General features: G+C 41.8%; 20 protein-coding genes. 8 read left to right on the top strand and 12 right to left on the bottom strand.

The features are described from left to right. Positions 1-69: 69 nt before the first annotated feature. Genes LIR34_RS00615 through LIR34_RS00625 form a run of 3 tightly spaced genes read right to left on the bottom strand, consistent with a single transcriptional unit; the run spans position 70 to position 2,281 of the window. Positions 70-930 carry a 4Fe-4S binding protein gene (locus LIR34_RS00615; protein ID WP_179978696.1) on the bottom strand — a complete coding sequence of 287 codons (861 nt, stop codon included), beginning with the start codon at positions 928-930 and terminating at the stop codon, positions 70-72. Next, positions 923-1,075, bottom strand: a complete 153-nt coding sequence (locus tag LIR34_RS00620; RefSeq protein ID WP_005426325.1) for a CD1871A family CXXC motif-containing protein — start codon at positions 1,073-1,075, stop codon at positions 923-925. The genes LIR34_RS00615 and LIR34_RS00620 overlap by 8 nt, the downstream gene beginning before the upstream one ends. Positions 1,076-1,105: 30 nt before the next feature. Then, the gene (locus LIR34_RS00625) at positions 1,106-2,281 is read right to left on the bottom strand and encodes a TlpA family protein disulfide reductase (RefSeq protein ID WP_173901576.1); all 1,176 of its coding nucleotides are present in this window, start codon (positions 2,279-2,281) and stop codon (positions 1,106-1,108) included. A 291-nt stretch (positions 2,282-2,572) separates the two neighbouring features. On the opposite strand from LIR34_RS00625, the gene LIR34_RS00630 reads away from it, so the two are divergent. Both LIR34_RS00630 and LIR34_RS00635 read left to right on the top strand, forming a co-directional pair. Beyond that, the gene (locus LIR34_RS00630) at positions 2,573-3,250 is read left to right on the top strand and encodes a response regulator transcription factor (protein WP_173901575.1); all 678 of its coding nucleotides are present in this window, start codon (positions 2,573-2,575) and stop codon (positions 3,248-3,250) included. Beyond that, complete coding sequence (locus LIR34_RS00635) at positions 3,247-4,428, top strand: sensor histidine kinase (protein ID WP_161285060.1); 1,182 nt, start codon at positions 3,247-3,249, stop codon at positions 4,426-4,428. Before LIR34_RS00630 ends, LIR34_RS00635 begins: the two co-directional genes overlap by 4 nt. Before the next feature lie 9 nt (positions 4,429-4,437). On the opposite strand, the gene LIR34_RS00640 is transcribed toward LIR34_RS00635, so the two are convergent. From LIR34_RS00640 to LIR34_RS00650, 3 genes are all read right to left on the bottom strand, one after another. Continuing rightward, positions 4,438-5,103: an amino acid permease gene (locus LIR34_RS00640; protein ID WP_173901574.1), complete on the bottom strand. Its 666-nt coding sequence runs from the start codon at positions 5,101-5,103 to the stop codon at positions 4,438-4,440. 73 nt (positions 5,104-5,176) lie between these two features. Then, a complete protein-coding gene (locus LIR34_RS00645; RefSeq protein ID WP_330603576.1) occupies positions 5,177-5,638 on the bottom strand; it encodes an NAD(P)/FAD-dependent oxidoreductase in 462 nt (153 codons plus the stop codon). Positions 5,639-5,663: 25 nt separating this feature from the next. Then, the gene (locus tag LIR34_RS00650; RefSeq protein ID WP_161285058.1) at positions 5,664-5,981 is read right to left on the bottom strand and encodes a (2Fe-2S)-binding protein; all 318 of its coding nucleotides are present in this window, start codon (positions 5,979-5,981) and stop codon (positions 5,664-5,666) included. Positions 5,982-6,235: 254 nt separating this feature from the next. Here LIR34_RS00650 and LIR34_RS00655 point away from each other — a divergent pair, with 254 nt between their 5' ends. Both LIR34_RS00655 and LIR34_RS00660 read left to right on the top strand, forming a co-directional pair. Next, complete coding sequence (locus LIR34_RS00655) at positions 6,236-6,796, top strand: prolyl-tRNA synthetase associated domain-containing protein (RefSeq protein WP_161285057.1); 561 nt, start codon at positions 6,236-6,238, stop codon at positions 6,794-6,796. A 35-nt stretch (positions 6,797-6,831) separates the two neighbouring features. Then, entirely contained in the window at positions 6,832-7,686 is an 855-nt protein-coding gene (locus LIR34_RS00660) for a YitT family protein (RefSeq protein ID WP_173901573.1), read from the top strand. Positions 7,687-7,752: 66 nt separating this feature from the next. Here LIR34_RS00660 and LIR34_RS00665 read toward each other — a convergent pair whose 3' ends face one another. Together LIR34_RS00665 and LIR34_RS00670 are read right to left on the bottom strand one after the other, a co-directional pair. Further along, positions 7,753-9,126, bottom strand: a complete 1,374-nt coding sequence (locus LIR34_RS00665) for a sodium-dependent transporter (RefSeq protein WP_173901639.1) — start codon at positions 9,124-9,126, stop codon at positions 7,753-7,755. A 167-nt stretch (positions 9,127-9,293) separates the two neighbouring features. Beyond that, positions 9,294-10,418 (bottom strand): DUF362 domain-containing protein, encoded by a 1,125-nt coding sequence (locus tag LIR34_RS00670; RefSeq protein ID WP_161285054.1) that lies wholly within the window; start codon positions 10,416-10,418, stop codon positions 9,294-9,296. Between the two features lie 231 nt (positions 10,419-10,649). Between LIR34_RS00670 and LIR34_RS00675 the strand changes: the two genes are divergently transcribed. Together LIR34_RS00675 and LIR34_RS00680 are read left to right on the top strand one after the other, a co-directional pair. Then, positions 10,650-11,054 carry a MerR family transcriptional regulator gene (locus tag LIR34_RS00675; RefSeq protein WP_161285053.1) on the top strand — a complete coding sequence of 135 codons (405 nt, stop codon included), beginning with the start codon at positions 10,650-10,652 and terminating at the stop codon, positions 11,052-11,054. 61 nt (positions 11,055-11,115) lie between these two features. Continuing rightward, positions 11,116-11,775 carry a helix-turn-helix transcriptional regulator gene (locus LIR34_RS00680; RefSeq protein WP_173901572.1) on the top strand — a complete coding sequence of 220 codons (660 nt, stop codon included), beginning with the start codon at positions 11,116-11,118 and terminating at the stop codon, positions 11,773-11,775. Between the two features lie 7 nt (positions 11,776-11,782). On the opposite strand, the gene LIR34_RS00685 is transcribed toward LIR34_RS00680, so the two are convergent. After that, positions 11,783-12,781, bottom strand: coding sequence for an asparaginase (locus LIR34_RS00685; protein WP_173901571.1), 999 nt, complete (start codon positions 12,779-12,781; stop codon positions 11,783-11,785). A gap of 14 nt (positions 12,782-12,795) precedes the next feature. Further along, the gene (locus LIR34_RS00690) at positions 12,796-13,173 is read right to left on the bottom strand and encodes a VOC family protein (RefSeq protein ID WP_173901570.1); all 378 of its coding nucleotides are present in this window, start codon (positions 13,171-13,173) and stop codon (positions 12,796-12,798) included. Between the two features lie 342 nt (positions 13,174-13,515). Here LIR34_RS00690 and LIR34_RS00695 point away from each other — a divergent pair, with 342 nt between their 5' ends. Together LIR34_RS00695 and LIR34_RS00700 are read left to right on the top strand one after the other, a co-directional pair. Then, a complete protein-coding gene (locus tag LIR34_RS00695; RefSeq protein ID WP_173901569.1) occupies positions 13,516-14,214 on the top strand; it encodes an AzlC family ABC transporter permease in 699 nt (232 codons plus the stop codon). Between the two features lie 2 nt (positions 14,215-14,216). After that, the gene (locus LIR34_RS00700) at positions 14,217-14,543 is read left to right on the top strand and encodes a branched-chain amino acid transporter permease (RefSeq protein WP_276530623.1); all 327 of its coding nucleotides are present in this window, start codon (positions 14,217-14,219) and stop codon (positions 14,541-14,543) included. A 54-nt stretch (positions 14,544-14,597) separates the two neighbouring features. Here the strand turns inward: LIR34_RS00700 and LIR34_RS00705 are convergent, their stop codons facing one another. After that, complete coding sequence (locus tag LIR34_RS00705; protein WP_161285047.1) at positions 14,598-14,948, bottom strand: Hpt domain-containing protein; 351 nt, start codon at positions 14,946-14,948, stop codon at positions 14,598-14,600. Between the two features lie 20 nt (positions 14,949-14,968). Continuing rightward, positions 14,969-17,038: a diguanylate cyclase gene (locus tag LIR34_RS00710; RefSeq protein WP_173901567.1), complete on the bottom strand. Its 2,070-nt coding sequence runs from the start codon at positions 17,036-17,038 to the stop codon at positions 14,969-14,971. Positions 17,039-17,191 lie beyond the last annotated feature (153 nt).

Genomic DNA, 17,191 nt, shown 5'->3' on the forward strand with positions numbered 1-17,191 from the left:
ATATACCAAAAAAGAAGTTATACAAGCTTAATATTGATTATCATCTGATATTAAGCCCATATAAAAATTTTATTTTCTTTTTGTCCCACACTGAATTGCCTGTGTCGGACAGATCTTTTTACATCTTCCACAGCGAATACATTCTAAGCTGTTCGGGTTTTCCACCGGATTTACTTCCATCTGACATGCTTTTGCACATTTTCCACAGTGAACGCATTTTTCTGCATCCACTCGATAACGGAAAACAGAAACTTTATTAAATACAGAATAAAAAGCACCCAACGGACAGATATATTTACAGAACGGCCGATAAATGATAATGGAGAGTATGATTGTGATCACCAGGATCGTATTCTTCCACACATAGAGCCATCCCACTGCACTGCGCATGGATTTATTCAAAAGCACCAGTGGAAGCCCGCCTTCCAGCGTACCTGCCGGACAGATCAGCTTACAGAAATAAGGGGAGCCCTGCCCCATAATATCCACCACAAATAATGGCATCAAAACTACAAATACCAGAAGAATCACATATTTCAGTTTACGAAGCAGCTTATCTCCCCTGAATGTCCGAATCTTTTTGGGAAAAGGAATCTTATTCAAAAGATCCTGGATCAGTCCAAACGGACAGAGGAATCCACAGACAAGTCTTCCCAGCAGAGCTCCGATAAAAATCAGAAATCCAACTATATAATATGCCATTTTGAAATTCCAGCTGCCGATCACTGCCTGAAAGGAACCAATAGGACAGGCACCTGTGGCCCCGGGGCAGGAATAGCAGTTCAGCCCCGGAACACATACATTTTTCAATTTTCCGGTATAAATCTTTCCAGTCACAAATCCGGAAACATGACTGTTTGTAAGCGCCGCCCACAGTGCCTGAATCCCATGCCTCGGCCACTCGTTTATTTTTATCTTCTTATTATCCAATTCCAATACACTCCATACAGATATTAATTGCCTTTGTAAAGACTACATCCACTTCGCCCCGGTAAATTCCAAATATCATCAGGAGGATTCCCAGAATCGCCAGCGCAGGACCTATCCACTTTGAATCTGTTATTTTTTTCATCATTTTTCTTATCTTTCTGTCAAAATCGCTTTATTATTTAGAAATGTTCTTGAGTTCTTTTTCTACGATTTCTTTCCATTCGTCCAGTGTATGGCTTCCTGAATAGGTTTCTCCTACAATATTTCCTTCTTTGTCAACAAAGAATGTTTCCGGGAAAGCAGAGATACCATTTAAACGTCCATTCATCATTGTTGAATCCGGGACCAGGAACGGATAGGATGCTTTTGTCTTCTCCTGAAGGACACCGGCTTTTTTCACTGTATCCTCATTCTGTTTGGCATCATCACTCACTGTATCAAGAACGACACCGACAACTCCAACACCTTTTTCCTTCATCTCTTCATAGAGTTTTTCCAGCTCCGGAATCTCATTTACACATGGAGAACACCAGGTAGTAAAAACATTCACAAGTGTAAGATCATAATCGCTGAATACTTTTTCTGTATAATCTTTTCCATCAACGCCTTTTGTCTCAAACTTGCCTACAGTTGTAGAATCACCTTCATTGCTTGTCTCCTGTGGCTGGTCAAATGCGGAAAGCTTCTGGAATGGTGTCATCTCTGTGAGTGTCACATCAATTTCTTCCACTTCTTTTTTCAGGGATTCATCTGCATCTTTATTAGTGCTCAGATAATATTTATACTTTCCATCACTGCTGCTTCCGATTTCTTTGTGTTCTGTGCAGCCTGTGATCTTATCCAGTTCTTTCTCAGAATCTTCGTCATAGATTCCAATCGCTCCAACTTTTGCAAGACTATTGTACCAGTCATCATATGCTGTTCCCATCTTGTCAACCTCTGCCTCTTTCTGCTCCTCGGTCATTTCGCTCCAGCTTATATATGCATATTTAATTGCATCTGCATTGTCATTCCATACTTCATTTGTGATCATCGCAATGGTCTGCGCTTTTATCTGTTTAAGCAGTTCCTCCGGAAGTTTCATGTTAAGTCCAAGGAATGGATACTCATAAGAATCCTGTGCCTGCACAGTTGTCTCAGATGGTTTAAAAGTACCCTGTATAAAATCAGACGGAATTGCATCACCATCTGCTGCAACCGCATCTCCATCAACCACCATTCCCGCTTCGTCTGCCGGAACCGCCATTGCTTCTGTACTTTCTGCTGCCATTACTGATACACTTCCAAATGTAGATGCTCCCAATACTGCTGCTGCCATAAGTGCTGTTATTTTTTTCATTCTGAATTTCATGATATTTATATCTCCCTTCATATTTGTCCTGTAATTTATAAATCATTTTGTGTTTTTATTATACACGCTTTGATTACTGTAACCGTATTATATCATCCTGTCTATAAAATCTCTGTTAAGAAATCAAAAAAATCAAAATTTCTTTTTATTCCTGTATTTTTTACGGGAATTTTATATGGAACATGATATGATAATACCAGAGTTCCAATATAAACGTTACTGTTCACTCCGTTCACAGTAACATATAAACATTTTTAACCTCGACATCATATTTGACAAAGGAGATTTCTTATGCACATATTAGTAATAGAAGATGAAGAACAGCTCTGCCGCTCGATTGCAGAGGGTCTTCGCATGAATGGATACGAAACAGATACCTGTTTTGATGGAGATGACGGACTGGAATTGTGCCTGACCGAAAATTATGATCTGATTCTTCTGGATCTGAATCTTCCCGGCATAGATGGTCTGGAAATCCTGCGGCAATTCCGGGAAATAAACTCCTCCACCCCTGTTCTGATCCTCTCAGCCAGAGGACAGATCCAGGACAAGGTAGAAGGACTTGATCTTGGAGCAAATGACTATCTGACAAAGCCCTTTCACTTCGAGGAACTGGAAGCCCGGATCCGCAGCCTGACACGGCGAAAATTTATTCAGGAAAATATCTGCCTGAAATGCGGACGCATCACCTTCGATACCCGCACAAGAAAGGCTGCCATTGACAGCGAAGAACTTTCTCTCACCCGGAAAGAAACCGCACTGCTGGAATATTTTATGCTCCACCAGAATCGTATCATCAGCCCGGAAGAACTGATCGAACATATCTGGGACGGAAGCGTCAACAGCTTCAGCAATTCTATACGCGTCCATATTTCTGCACTTCGCAAAAAGCTGCGCACAGCTCTTGGTAATGATCCGATCCAGAACAAGATCGGACAGGGCTATATTCTGACGGAGGATCTGAAATGAACAAAAAAAATCCAATAAAAAAGCTTTCTCTGCAATGGCGTCTGACACTGATCATTACACTTCTGATGACCATTACCTGTGTTCTGATGTACTTTTTTATCAGTCGTTCCGCTGTCACCGGAATCGAAGATCTGGGAGATTATGTTGTACGGATCAACAAAACCGATTCCACGCCAATTACCTTTAACATTAATCCGTCTACGTTATTTTCGGGACTTTCCGATCAGGTACAGGCAACCAAAGATCAGTTCCGTGTCAGAAGTATCATCGCCACTGGGATCATCATTCTTCTGAGCAGTATCTGCACTTATTTTATCAGTCGGCGTGCACTGCAGCCTCTGCGCAGTCTCAGTAACGAGGTTAATAAAATAGAAGCTCAGAATTTATCGGAATCTCTTGAAGTTCCTGATACGAATGATGAAATTTCACATCTGACAGGCTCCTTCAACAAGATGCTCTCCCGTCTGGACGAGGCATTTACCGCACAGAAACAGTTTTCTGCCAGTGCAGCACATGAACTCAGGACACCGCTTGCCGTTATGCAGACAAATCTGGAGGTTTTTGCCCGCAAAAACAATCCTGATATCGAAGAATATCAGGAAATTTTCAGAATGATCCAGGAACAGACCGAGCGGCTTTCTCACCTGTCCGAGGTTCTTCTCGATATGACCGGCATACAGTCCATAGAACGTTCCGATTCTATTTCACTGGCAGCACTCACAGATGAAGTATTTTGTGATCTGATTTCTGTTGCCGACCAAAAAGAAGTCGAACTGATCCAAAAGGACGGTGACTGTACCGTTATCGGAAGCTATCTGCTTCTCTACCGGGCTGTGTATAATCTTGTGGAAAATGCCATCAAATACAATCATCCCAGTGGAAAAGTGACTGTAAAAATATCACAAAAAAAAGCAGAGCCTGACTGCTCTGCCCCTTCTGTTTCAACTGACTGTGCTTTTGTTGAGGTAACAGACACCGGAATTGGTATTCCTCCTGAATTTCAGGAAAGAATCTTTGATCCATTTTTCCGGGTGGACAAGTCCAGAAGCCGTGCCATGGGCGGTGCCGGCCTTGGACTCGCCCTTGTAAATGAAATTGCCAGACAACATGGCGGACTGGTCAAAGTACTGGAAAGCAGCAAAAAAGGCAGTACAATTGCATTGATACTGCCTTTATAAAAAACTGCCTTATTTCCATATTCCTTTACTTTTCCGTACATAATAGTAAAGCTCATTTTCCATGGCCATAACTTTTTCGAGCGGGATACTTTTGAACACTTTCATCTTCATCTTGAATTTGATCCATACAGCCGAATATATTCCCAGTACAATAAAGCATACCCCTGTCAGAAGCCAGATATTCATACGCTCCTGTGGATCACTGGATATATTAAGAATCATATATGCCGTTCCAACAATTCCTATAACCGGAAATAATATACCACAAGGCACTTTAAAGTTTCTCGGTGCATTTGGAAGACGTTTTCTGAAAATCAGTACGTCAACGTGTGCAAGTATGTATGAAATCATCCAGAATACCGAACCTGCCAGGATAAGAAAAGAGATCATATCTGCAGAACTGTCACTGAAATATCCAAAGATAAGAATCGCTGCACTTACAAACATCTGACCAAACCATGGAACGTTGTGTTTATTGGTCTTTGAGAAAATTTTTGGCAGCATATTCATCTTTGCCATTCCCTGACCCGGCTGAAATCTGACATCAAAGCACGTATCTGCATCTCCAAGATTCCATGCCTTCACACCAAATACAGTTCCGCTTATATAGGTTGTAACTTTATCACTTCCTATATTGAAAAGCAGATCGATACTCCCATCCGGAACTGCTTTCATCTCATGTGATTTTCCCTGTCTCAGCGAAAACTCATAAAAATGTGAAATTCCCAGCTGTGGACAGTTCAGCTTTTCAAGCTATCTTTGCGGCATGAACACCATAACCTCCAACTCTTGGTGCAGCTCCTGCTCCGATTACACCAGGTTTTGTCCATCCCTCAAAATTTACCATGTTTTCGCTTGCACCTGTTGCAACAAGAACTGCATCGCCTTTATAATGTTTTACTTTGTCTCCGATTTTTACGGTTACTTCCTTCTCTGGATATAAACCAACTACAATAGCATTTAAGACTACTTCCACTCCATATTTCTCGGCCTCGGCAAGAAGTTCCTGCCCAATCTTAAAGCCTCTTACCTTTGCCTTGTGTTCCTTCGAACCAAAGAATTTATGGATCTGTTTAAAAAGCTGTCCGCCCGGCTTTGCATTTTCATCAAACACAATTGGCTTTAAACCTTTTTTGGCGGCTTCGATTACCGCAGACAAACCAGCCGGACCGGCGCCAATTACTATCATATCGTATCGTTCTATCTTCATAATTCCAGTCTCCCATCCATTTATTTTATTTCTGCGGTGCTGCCGAAACTCCATACTGTGTCTGAACAACCATGCCTGCCTCAAGTGGTGTGATGCATGTTCTGATGTTTGGTTTACCATCTACGATCATTACACAGTCCGTACATCTTCCTATCGCACAGAACACTCCTCGTGGTTCATGTGTTTTTGCCGTATATCGATGAGCCATGACTCCTGCTGCTTTCAATGCTGTTGCAATTGGTTCGCCTTCATAGCCTTCCAGCAATTTCCCATCATAACTGAATGTAACTTTTTTTCTCTTTGGCGTTTCTCCAAGTATCGGGTGATTCTTAATTCTGTCCATGATCTCATCCTCCTCATAAATCTATAAAACAGAAAAGCGCCAACGAATTTATCGTTGACGCCTTTGTCTCTCTCATTAACTGATTAGACTTTATCATTTAGTTTTAAATTCGTATTGTAAAAAACGATACTGACCTGTAAAGCATTCCGATACGTATCCAGAATAAGACTTTACACTTTCGTCAAATGCCGCTACAATGATTACATAAAAAATCCAGTTATCAAATATCTGCAAAAATAAAGGAGTATCAAAAAATGGAACTACAAAATGGAAGACCTGAAAATACCGACAAACGACTTGACAAAGAAATCCGCGTATATGATTTTTTAGATAAGCTGGGAATTGATTACCAGAGAGTAGATCATGAGGCAGCCATGACCATGGAAGCCTGCGAAGAAATTGACCGCACCCTCGGTGATGATACCACGATCTGCAAGAATTTATTCTTATGCAATCGCCAGGAGACAAACTTCTATCTGCTTTTAATGCCTGGCGATAAACCTTTTAAAACCAAAGATCTTTCTGCCCAGATTCACTCTGCCAGATTATCCTTCGCCAAACCGGAATATATGGAAAAATATCTGGATATCACCCCGGGTTCTGTCAGTATCATGGGACTGATGAACGATTCCGAAAACAAAGTACAGCTTCTGATTGACGAAGACATCATGAAAGAACCTTATTTTGGATGCCATCCATGCATCAATACTTCAAGTCTCAAATTTGCAACAGAAGATCTTACCGGAAAAATCATCCCGGCTCTCGGACACGATCCAATTACTGTGAATCTGCCGGTTCCGGAATCACATAATTAATAATTTCGAACACTGACCAGAAAAGGATTTTATTTATGAAAAAGCAATTGACTTATACAAAATTTCTCATGGAAACAATCATCCTGACAGGTGCAGTCGCAATTATCGCTGCCGCTGTATACTTTTTCCTGGTGCCAAGTCATACTTCTGTCAGCAGTATTTCCGGTCTTGGAATTGTACTGTCCAATTTCATACCCCTTCCATTATCTGCAATCACCATGATCCTGAATGTGGTACTATTGATCATTGGTTTTATCACCTGTGGAAAGGAATTTGGCGTAAAAACCGTCTACACCAGCATTATGCTCCCTCTGTTCCTCGGACTGTTTGAAAAAATCTTTCCGGATTTTGGCTCTATGACCAACAGCCAGGAGCTGGATGTTCTCTGTTATATTCTGATTGTCAGCGTAGGACTCAGCATTCTTTTTAATCGCAATGCATCCTCCGGCGGTCTGGATATCGTTGCCAAGATCATGAACAAATATCTGCATATGGATCTCGGAAAGGCAATGTCACTCTCAGGCATGTGCGTCGCACTTTCTGCCGCACTTGTCTATGACAAAAAGACCGTCGTTCTGAGTATCCTAGGCACTTATTTCAACGGCATTGTCCTGGATCATTTTATCTTTGACCACAATATTAAGCGACGTGTGTGCATTATCACCCAAAAAGAAGAAGAACTCCGGAATTTTATCATCCATGATCTGCACAGCGGAGCAACTATCTATGAAGCCACCGGGGCATATAATATGCAGAAACGAAACGAGATCATCACGATCGTTGATAAAACAGAATATCAGAAACTTATGAACTTTATCAACCAGGAAGATCCTCTGGCATTTATCACCGTATACAACGTTTCTGATATGCGTTATCAGCCCAAGGTATAAAAAGCATCCTGTTATATGACAAAACCGCAGATTCCTGTATTTATCAGGTTTCTGCGGTTTTCTTATTTACATGGAAATCCATCCAAATGCATTTGCTACAGAACTGAAAAGAATAATTGCCGCAAAGATCGGGCAAAGATACTGGATCATAAAATTAAAGATTTTTTTTCTGCGGAAAGTACCACCTTCCTGCAGTACTTCATCTTCAATTTTCTTTGTACCGACTACTCTGGATATCAGAAGACAGGTAGCAATCGCTGCAATCGGCATCATGACAGAGTTCGTCAGGAAATCAAAGAAATCAAGGAACTGCATTCCAATGATCTTAACACACGCCAGAGGACCATAGCCAAGAGAAGAAAGACTTCCGAGAACAACCATGACAACTCCGACAAATACTGTTGCCTTCTTGCGTCCCCATTTCAACTCATCCTGAAAAGTAGATACTGCACTCTCAGTCAGGGCAATAGAACTGGTCAGGGCTGCACAGAGAACCAGTACAAAAAACAGGATTCCAACCAGAGTTCCAAAGCCCATGCTTGCAAATACCTTCGGAATCGTAATAAACATCAGTGCCGGGCCCGCCTGTAACGTATCCGGATCTCCACCAGAGAATGCAAACACTGCCGGAATGATCATCAGACCTGCCATCATTGCGATCGCTGTGTCAAAAATTTCTACATTTTGTGTAGAACCTTCAATAGATACATCCTTTTTCATATAGGAACCAAAAGTTACCAGAATACCCATCGCGATCGACAGAGAATAAAACATCTGTCCCATTGCCGCAACCACTGTCATCCAGGAGAAGTTTTTGATATTTGGTATCAGGAAATATTTCACACCTTCCAGTGCTCCCGGTCTTGTTACCGAATAAACGACAATGACTACAGACAAGAAAACCAGTATCGGCATCATTACTTTGGAAACTCGTTCCACGCCATTCTGCACACCTGCATAAATGATCATCAGCGTAAGCAGCGTAAAAAACAGAAAACAGGCCTCAGTTGAAAATCCATCGGATATAAAAGCGGAAAAATATCCGTCCTCAGCAAGGGTCTGGCTGTTTCCCTTTACATATTCCACCAGATATTTAATTACCCAGCCACCGATCACAGAATAATATGGTACGATCAGAACCGGTATGATCGCATTAATCCAGCCTCCCAAAGACAGCCACTTTGATTTACCAAAAGTTCCAAACGCACCTACCGGACTTTTCTTTGTCATACGTCCCAGAGCTGTCTCTGCCACGATCATAGAGTATCCGAAGGTCAATGCCAAAATGATATAGATCAGTAAAAAAATTCCACCGCCGTACTTTGCCGCCAGATAGGGGAATCTCCATATATTCCCCAGGCCTACCGAAGCACCGGCTGCAGACAGTACAAATCCGATCTTCCCGGAAAATGTACTTCTCTCATGTTTGTGTTTCTCCATAATTCTTCCTTTCCCATCACATATTTTTTTCATGTTCTTTCTTTATGTCTTCTCAATTTCCGCCCATATGATGATACCATGCTTTTGTACCTCAGGCAAATAATATATCAAAAAAAGATGCAAAGCTTATATTTCCTGCTCTGCATCCCATTTTTATTAATATTGCATTATTTAATCTTTTTTAATTCATATTCTCTGGTTCCAAGTCCGACTTTTTCTGCCTGATCCAGTGTTGCCTTCCATTCAATGTTCGGATTGGAATCTTTGAAATGATCGTGATGGCAATGCCATCCCGGTTCTGCCAGATGTTCTCCAAGCTGGCTGTTCTCGATCGGTGTTGCTTTGAGACAGGCATCTGCACATGCCTGATCCAGTGCAACCGGGTCAAAGCTTGCAAACATTCCGATATCCGGAAGAATCGGTGCATCGTTTTCTCCATGACAGTCGCAGTTCGGGCTGATATCCTGAACCAGTGCAATATGGAAATGTGGCCTGCCATGACAGACTGCCTGTGCATATTCTGCCATCTTACGATCAAGAAGTTCATTTGCACTGTCGTTCGGATTGTATACCGCGTCAAAACTGCAGGCTCCTATGCAACGTCCACAGCCCTTACATTTATCATAATCAATTACGGCTTTTTTGTTTACATAAGTAATCGCATCACTTCCGCATTCTTTCGCACAGCGATGGCAGCCACGACAGAGTTCTTCATTGATCGCCGGCTTGCCGCTTGCATGCTGCTGCATCTTTCCTGCACGGCTTCCACAGCCCATGCCAATATTCTTGAGTGCACCGCCGAATCCGGTTGACTCATGACCTTTGAAATGGCTCAGACTGATAAAGATATCCGCATCCATGATAGCATGTCCGATCCGTGCAGTCTTACAGTATTCTCCATTTACAACCGGAACTTCTACCTCATCTGTTCCGCGCAGTCCATCTCCGATAATGATCTGACAGCCTGTTGTGATCGTATTGAATCCATTCAGATTTGCACAGTTCAGATGCTCCAGTGCATTCTTTCTGCTTCCCGGATATAATGTGTTACAGTCTGTCAGAAACGGCATACCGCCCTGCTCCTTACATAAATCTGCTACTACCTTCGCATAGTTCGGACGAAGAAATGCCATATTTCCGAGCTCACCGAAATGCATCTTGATCGCCACAAATTTCCCATCCATATCAATGTCCTTAATACCGGCTGCGATACAGAGCTTTTTTAACTTGTCAAGCTGACTGGTTCCTACCGGACAGCGAAAATCTGTAAAATAAACTGTAGATTTGTCCATCTGTGATCCTCCTGAAATTATTTGTTACTGTTCACTCCGTTCGCAGTAACTTGGTCAAAATGCATTCCAAATCACCTTCGGTGATGGCATTTTGCCCCGTATGTCTCGGGATTTTGCCATATTCATGGCAAAACACCTCGCGGGATATTACCTGTGAACAGTTACAATTATTTTACCTTTACAAAAGAATAACACTTCAAGTATACTTGAAGTCAAGGAGGTTTTTTAATTATGCATACTTATACAATTCGGGAAATGTCTGAACTTTTTTCTCTTCCGGCTTCTACCCTTCGCTATTATGAAAGCGAAGGGCTGCTTCCACTTGTAGAAAAAAATTCTTCCGGGCAGAGGATCTACACAAAGGAACATATCGACAGACTTCAATGCATCAACTGTTTTAAGCGTACCGGCATGACGATCCCACAGCTTCGAAAATTTTTTGAATATGAAACCGATGAGGCACTTTATATCAATGACATCATCCAGTTACTTGAAGATCAGGAAAAACAGCTCGATAAAAAACTCAGACAGCTTCAGAAGGATTCCGCACATGTCCATCACAAAGTAAGATATTACAAAGCGATCAGACATGCACTGGAAAACGATCTGCCGCTGCCTGAATGGGAGGAAGAATAGTAACTGTTCCGTACCCTCACAGTTACAAAGAATAATTATTTTATAAATGGAGGTCCTGATAATGACCAGAGAAACTTTACAGCCCTATATCTCTATGGCTGATATGCTTGCACGCACTTTTGGTAAAGAATGCGAAGTTGTTCTTTACGACATGACGAATCCACAGCATTCCGTTGTCTACGCTGCCAACAACACTGTAACCAATTGCCAGATTGGGGACCACCTTCCCTCTTCTGTCAGCCAGATGCTCCGTTCACCTGACTTAAAAGAAGACTTTATTTCCAACTACTATTTTCATACAGAAATCCATAACAAAGAGCATCTTATCCGTTCCTCAGCCTTTCTGTTCCGCAGACCGGATGGTTCCCCGGATGGTGTACTCTGCATCAACCTGGACACAGAACCCATCACAAGTATGATTGAATTTCTGAAAGGATATCTCCCTGAACAGCCGTCAGGCTCTGCCAGCAGCGAGGCAGCGGTGCCCAGGGTTACGGAAGAAAAAAATGTTTCTTCTATGGTTTCTTCTCTCATCGATCACATTCTGGAAGGCATCTCTGATGAGGCCACCAGAGATGAACGTGTCGAAAGAATCCGCTCTATGGAAAACAAGGGAGTCTTTCTTATGAAGGGAAGTGTAGAACAGGTAGCTGCTAAAATGGGCGTCAATAAGGTCACCATTTACAGTTATCTGGATGAAGTCCACGGAAAACGGAGATAAAAAACCTCTATCCGATATTCACCTCACCGGCAATATTCATAGAAAAATATTCCTTCATTTCGCGAAGATTATCTGTCTGACCAAGCACCCACATAAGCTTGGTCATGGCTGCTTCCGTCGTCATGTCATAGGCCTGGATTACACCTTTCTCCAAGGCCAGTCGGCCGGTTTCATACACAGACAGATTGCTTCCCTCATACAGACACTGACTTCCTGCCAGCACCAGCATTCCCCTGTCGATCACCTCTCCGACTTTTCCTGTAAAATCATTTTTTACGAAGGGCATTCCACCCAGTCCAAAGCCCTCGATATAGACTGCCCTGTAGCCTTTTTCATAGTACATATCCAGTATCTCCGGACTGATCCCCGGATATAATTTCAAAAGTGCCACCTGATCAAAATATTCTGTCTGAGGTTTAAAGATTCCTTTTTTCTCAACAAGGTTTTTTTCAAACACGCGAAGTCCCAGAGAACTGATTTCTCCGACATACGGATAATTGATGCTTTCAAATGCATCAAAACTCATGGTGCGAACCTTAGATGCTCTGCACCCAAGTATAACTTTACGGTTAAACGCCACAAAAACTCCCGGATATCCACTGGCTGCCATATGAATTCCACAACGACAGTTTTCCAGGGCATCTGCTACAGGATTTGCGATAGACAGCTGGCTTCCGGTCACCACGACCGGAATTGAGATATTCTGCAGCATAAAAGACAACATGGCAGAGGTATATGCCAGAGTATCCGTTCCATGGATCACTACGATCCCATCATAATCATAGCTTCTCTTTGCGATCAGTTTCGCAAGCCCGGTCCAGTCTTCCGGTCCGATATTGGAACTGTCCAGCGAACAGAAGTCTTCTGCCTCCAGTTCCAGATTTCTGGAAACCATACGTAATTCTTCAAGCATATCTCCGCTGCTCATTCCCGGCACGAGTCCGTTGCAGCCTTTCACAGAGGAAAGAGTTCCTCCTGTATTTATAATCAGGATTCTTTTTTGCATGCCTGCATTTCCCCTCATCCAAGTTTTTCAGGTACGATCTCCAGCCAGTATCCGTCCGGATCATTAATAAAATAGATACCCATTGCCGGATTTTCAAAACAGATGCATCCCATTTCTTCATGTTTCCTGTGAGATGCTTCCATATCATCTGTAGTAAATGCAAGATGGATTTCATTGTCACCCAGATCGTAATGATCCTTTTCCCAGTCTCTCAGCCAGGTAAGTTCCAGTTCAAATCCTGTCTTACCGTCTCCAAGATACGCAAGAATAAAACTTCCATCTTCCGCTTCTTTACGTCTCACTTCTCTAAGACCAAGTGCCTCCTCATAGAATTTGATAGATTTCTCCAGATCCATAACGTTGTAATTATAATGTGCAAACTGAAAACTCATGTTAATGATCTTCCTTTCTGAAAATAATATTTACCTGATTATCTCACAGATACCTGTTATCTGTCGACTGTTTTTGATAATTTCCAAAACTACAGGTATTATTTTGTTACTGTTCACTCCGTTCACAGTAACTTGGTCAAAATGCATTCCAAATCACCTTCGGTGATAGCATTTTGCCCCGTATGTCTCGGGATTTTGCCATATTCATGGCAAAACACCTCGCGGGATATTACCTGTGAACAGTTACATTATTTTTCCCGTTGTTTATGAAAAACAATAATTGTTGTTTCCCGGAATCGGTGATAAAATATATTTGCATTTTTTGTTAAGGAGTTTTTACAGATGAAGAAAAAAGCACTCAAAGCCGCATTTCCATACACGATTCCTATCGGTATCGGCTTCCTTTTTCTTGGAATGTCCTATGGATTTATGATGCAGAGCAAGGGTTTTTCTGTATGGTATCCATTTTTTATGAGTATGTTTATCTTTGCAGGTTCTATGGAATTTGTGACAGCCAATCTTCTGTTGTCGGCATTCAGTCCGATCGCGGCATTTTTTCTGGCTCTGGTAGTCAATGCCAGACATTTATTTTATGGACTTTCCATGCTGGATAAATACAAAAATACCGGATGGAAAAAATTCTACCTGATCTTCGGTATGTGCGATGAGTCTTTTACCGTGAACTGCACCGTGACACCACCGGATGATGTGGACAGGGGATGGTTTATGTTCTTTGTAAACCTTCTAAATCAGATCTACTGGGTCCTCGCAGCTACGGCTGGTGCACTTCTCGGTTATGTGATCCATTTTGATACAACAGGGATCGAATTTGTCATGACTGCACTGTTCGTCGTTATGTTTCTGAATCAATGGGAAGAAGCAAAAGATCATCGTCCTGCACTGACTGGATTGATCTGCTCTGCAGTCTGCCTTCTGCTTTTTGGAAACAGCAAGTTTATTGTTCCTTCCATGATCCTTATCATCCTGTGTTTTACAGCAGAACATAAATACAGTAAAAGACCGGAGGTGGCGGCGAAATGACAATGACAACAACACAGGCGATCATTACTATTGCTGCTGTTGTTCTTGGAACGATGGCAACCCGTTTTATCCCGTTTATGATTTTTCCCGAAGGGAAAAATCCGCCAGAATTTGTACAATATCTTGGAACAGTACTTCCATATGCCGCAATCGGACTTCTCATTATCTACTGTCTCAAAGATGTCCCGTCGAGCAGCACACATGGGCTTCCTGAGGCAATTGCAATCATTTTTATTGTTCTGCTCCACAAATGGAAAAAAAGTACTCTGCTGAGTATCGGCGGCGGAACCATCCTGTATATGATACTGGTACAGACTGTTTTCCATTAGAAAGAAAGGGGATGTCGATAATACCGCATTTCGACATCCCCTTCCTGGTTATTCTTATTCTGCAATTTCGTTAATTGCCTCTACTGTTTTGTCATACTGCTCTTTCACTTCATCATACAATGTTTCATATCCGTTAAGTTCTCCTCCGCGGAGCTTTTCTGTCAGTGCTTCACTTGGCTTATACAGATTATCAAACCCCAGATTCAGGCAAATGCCTTTCAATGTATGTGCCGCACGAAAAGCACTTTCTGCATCACTTTTTTCAATTGCAGCTGTGAGATCCTGGAAACTCGGATCCTTGAGAAATTTTATTACAAATTTCCTGATCAGCATTTCATTTCCCAGTCTGGATAAAACTCCATCATAATTTGCCCCCATTTTCTCATAACATTCTCTGACTGTCATTCTATTTTCTCCTTTAACTTTTATTGGTAAAATGCTGTATCTTTCTCTATTTCAGAACATTCCCTCTGGATATCCTGCGTAATAGATTCCATCAGATGCTCCTTTGTATCTTCGTATTTCCTCAGTTTTTTCATGACATTTCGCCTGCAGGAAATTCCATTCTCTTCTTTTATTACAATACTCTCTTTTATCTTATCCTGTGCTTCTGTCAGACACTGCAGAAGAACCGGATTAAAAGCACCGCATTCTCCCCCAAGAATCATCTTCATGGCTTCTTCATGCGAATAAGATTTCTTATAAACTCTTCGGCTTACCAGTGCATCATAGACATCTGCCAGAGCGACCACCTGTGCAGAAACAGGAATTTCCTCACCCTTCAGTCCATCTGGATATCCTCTGCCATCATAACGTTCATGATGCCAGCGGCAGATCTGGTAAGCAGTTTTTACTAATTCTTCATCCTTGAACAGTTCCATGTTCTCCAGTATAGAAGCCCCGATCACCGTATGTTCTTTTATTTTTTCGATTTCCTGAGGTGTCAGTCTGCCTGCCTTATTCAGAATTTTTTCATTAATTCCTATCTTACCGATGTCATGGAGAGAAGCCGCCGTTGTAATGATAAGTCTGTCTGACCATGAAATATTATACTTGTCTGTAATCTGTGTCAGCTGCTCCAGAAGAATTCCTGTGATGATATTTACATTCAGAACATGACGCCCGCTTTCACCATTTCGGAATTCTACGATCTGACTTAAGATTTCAATCAGGATACGGTTGTTCTTTTCTTTTTCATATACCTGGTTTGTGATCAAAGCTATCAGTCTGCGCTGTTTTGCATAAAGCTTGATCGTATTAAACACTCGTCGATGAACAACCTCCACATCAAATGGTCTGTTTATATAATCTGATACACCCATTTCGTAGGCTTTTTTGACACTGGCTGCCGAATCCTCGCTTGAGATCATGATCACCGGAATATCATCAATCCACTCATGTTTATTCATGAATTCCAGAACCTCAAATCCATCCATCTCAGGCATCACAATATCCAAAAGAACCAGAGCAATATCACGTCCATATTTCCTTATGACAGAAATACATTCCTTTCCGTCTGCTGCCTCAAGAATATCAAATTCATCTCCAAGAATGGAAGAAAGAATCTCTCTGTTCATTTCTGAATCGTCTACGATCAGAATCTTGTATTTATGAGTTGCTGATGGATTTGTGATATTCTGTGTTTCATGCTGCAGATCACTTTCCGTGACAACCATGTTCTTACTTGTCTTTGCCTGATACATACACTGATCTGCTTTATGTATTGCATCTTCTATTGTTCCATGTGTGGACAATACTCCACCTATACTGACAGAAACCTGAAGCTGTGAATATCCCGGAACTTCTGCTTCATGAATCTCGTTCTGTATCTGCTTCAGTTTCTTTTGAAATGAGGCTTCCAGAATATCCGGCATAACCAGAAGGAACTCATCACCGCCAAAGCGTACTAGCACGTCTGTCTTACGGATGCTGTTCCGTATAACATTTACAACCGTTTCCAGAACAAGGTCACCGGCATTATGGCCATAGGTATCATTGTGAAGCTTAAAATCATCCAAATCGATCATTGCAACTCCGGCAACCATCTCAGTCTGCTTAAGCTGATCTTCGTAATAGCGTCTGTTATATGCTCCTGTCAGTGCGTCCATATACAGTTCCCTGTCATATCGGATCAGCTTCTTGAGCATCTCATCTCTGCCATCCTCATTTATCAGAATATCTCCATCAAGCTTATTTACCAGTTCAACCACATAGGGGATACCCTCTATTTCAATATACCTGGATACTACCTGAAAAATATCTCCGTCTATAAATTCAAGTTTTGTTTTTTTGTCTTTTTCTGCAAAGGCCGCCCTGGAGATGCAGTTATCACAGCGGGTGCGTTTGTTCCAGAGTGCATAGCATTCGCATCCTTCTGTCATATCTGTACTTCCCTGTATTCTGCCTGTACGCAGTTCCTCTTCATTCAGGAGGCGCACAATGGAAAATACCTTTTGCAATTCCTTCAGCATGATTTCCCATTCATGTTTTGTCATTTTATATTCCTGCTGTGTTTCCATGGCATCCTTTCTATTCGCGTACTTTCCTATAACTAACTCCTATAAAAATATATTATAGCATTCCCAAAATTTCCCGTAAAGAAATTTAGGAAGGATTATGAATAATTTTTCACTGGTAGAACCGTGTCG

Origin of the sequence: Blautia sp. MSK17_66, assembly GCF_020538025.1 — a bacterium.
Classification (GTDB): Bacteria; Bacillota; Clostridia; order Lachnospirales; family Lachnospiraceae; genus Blautia_A.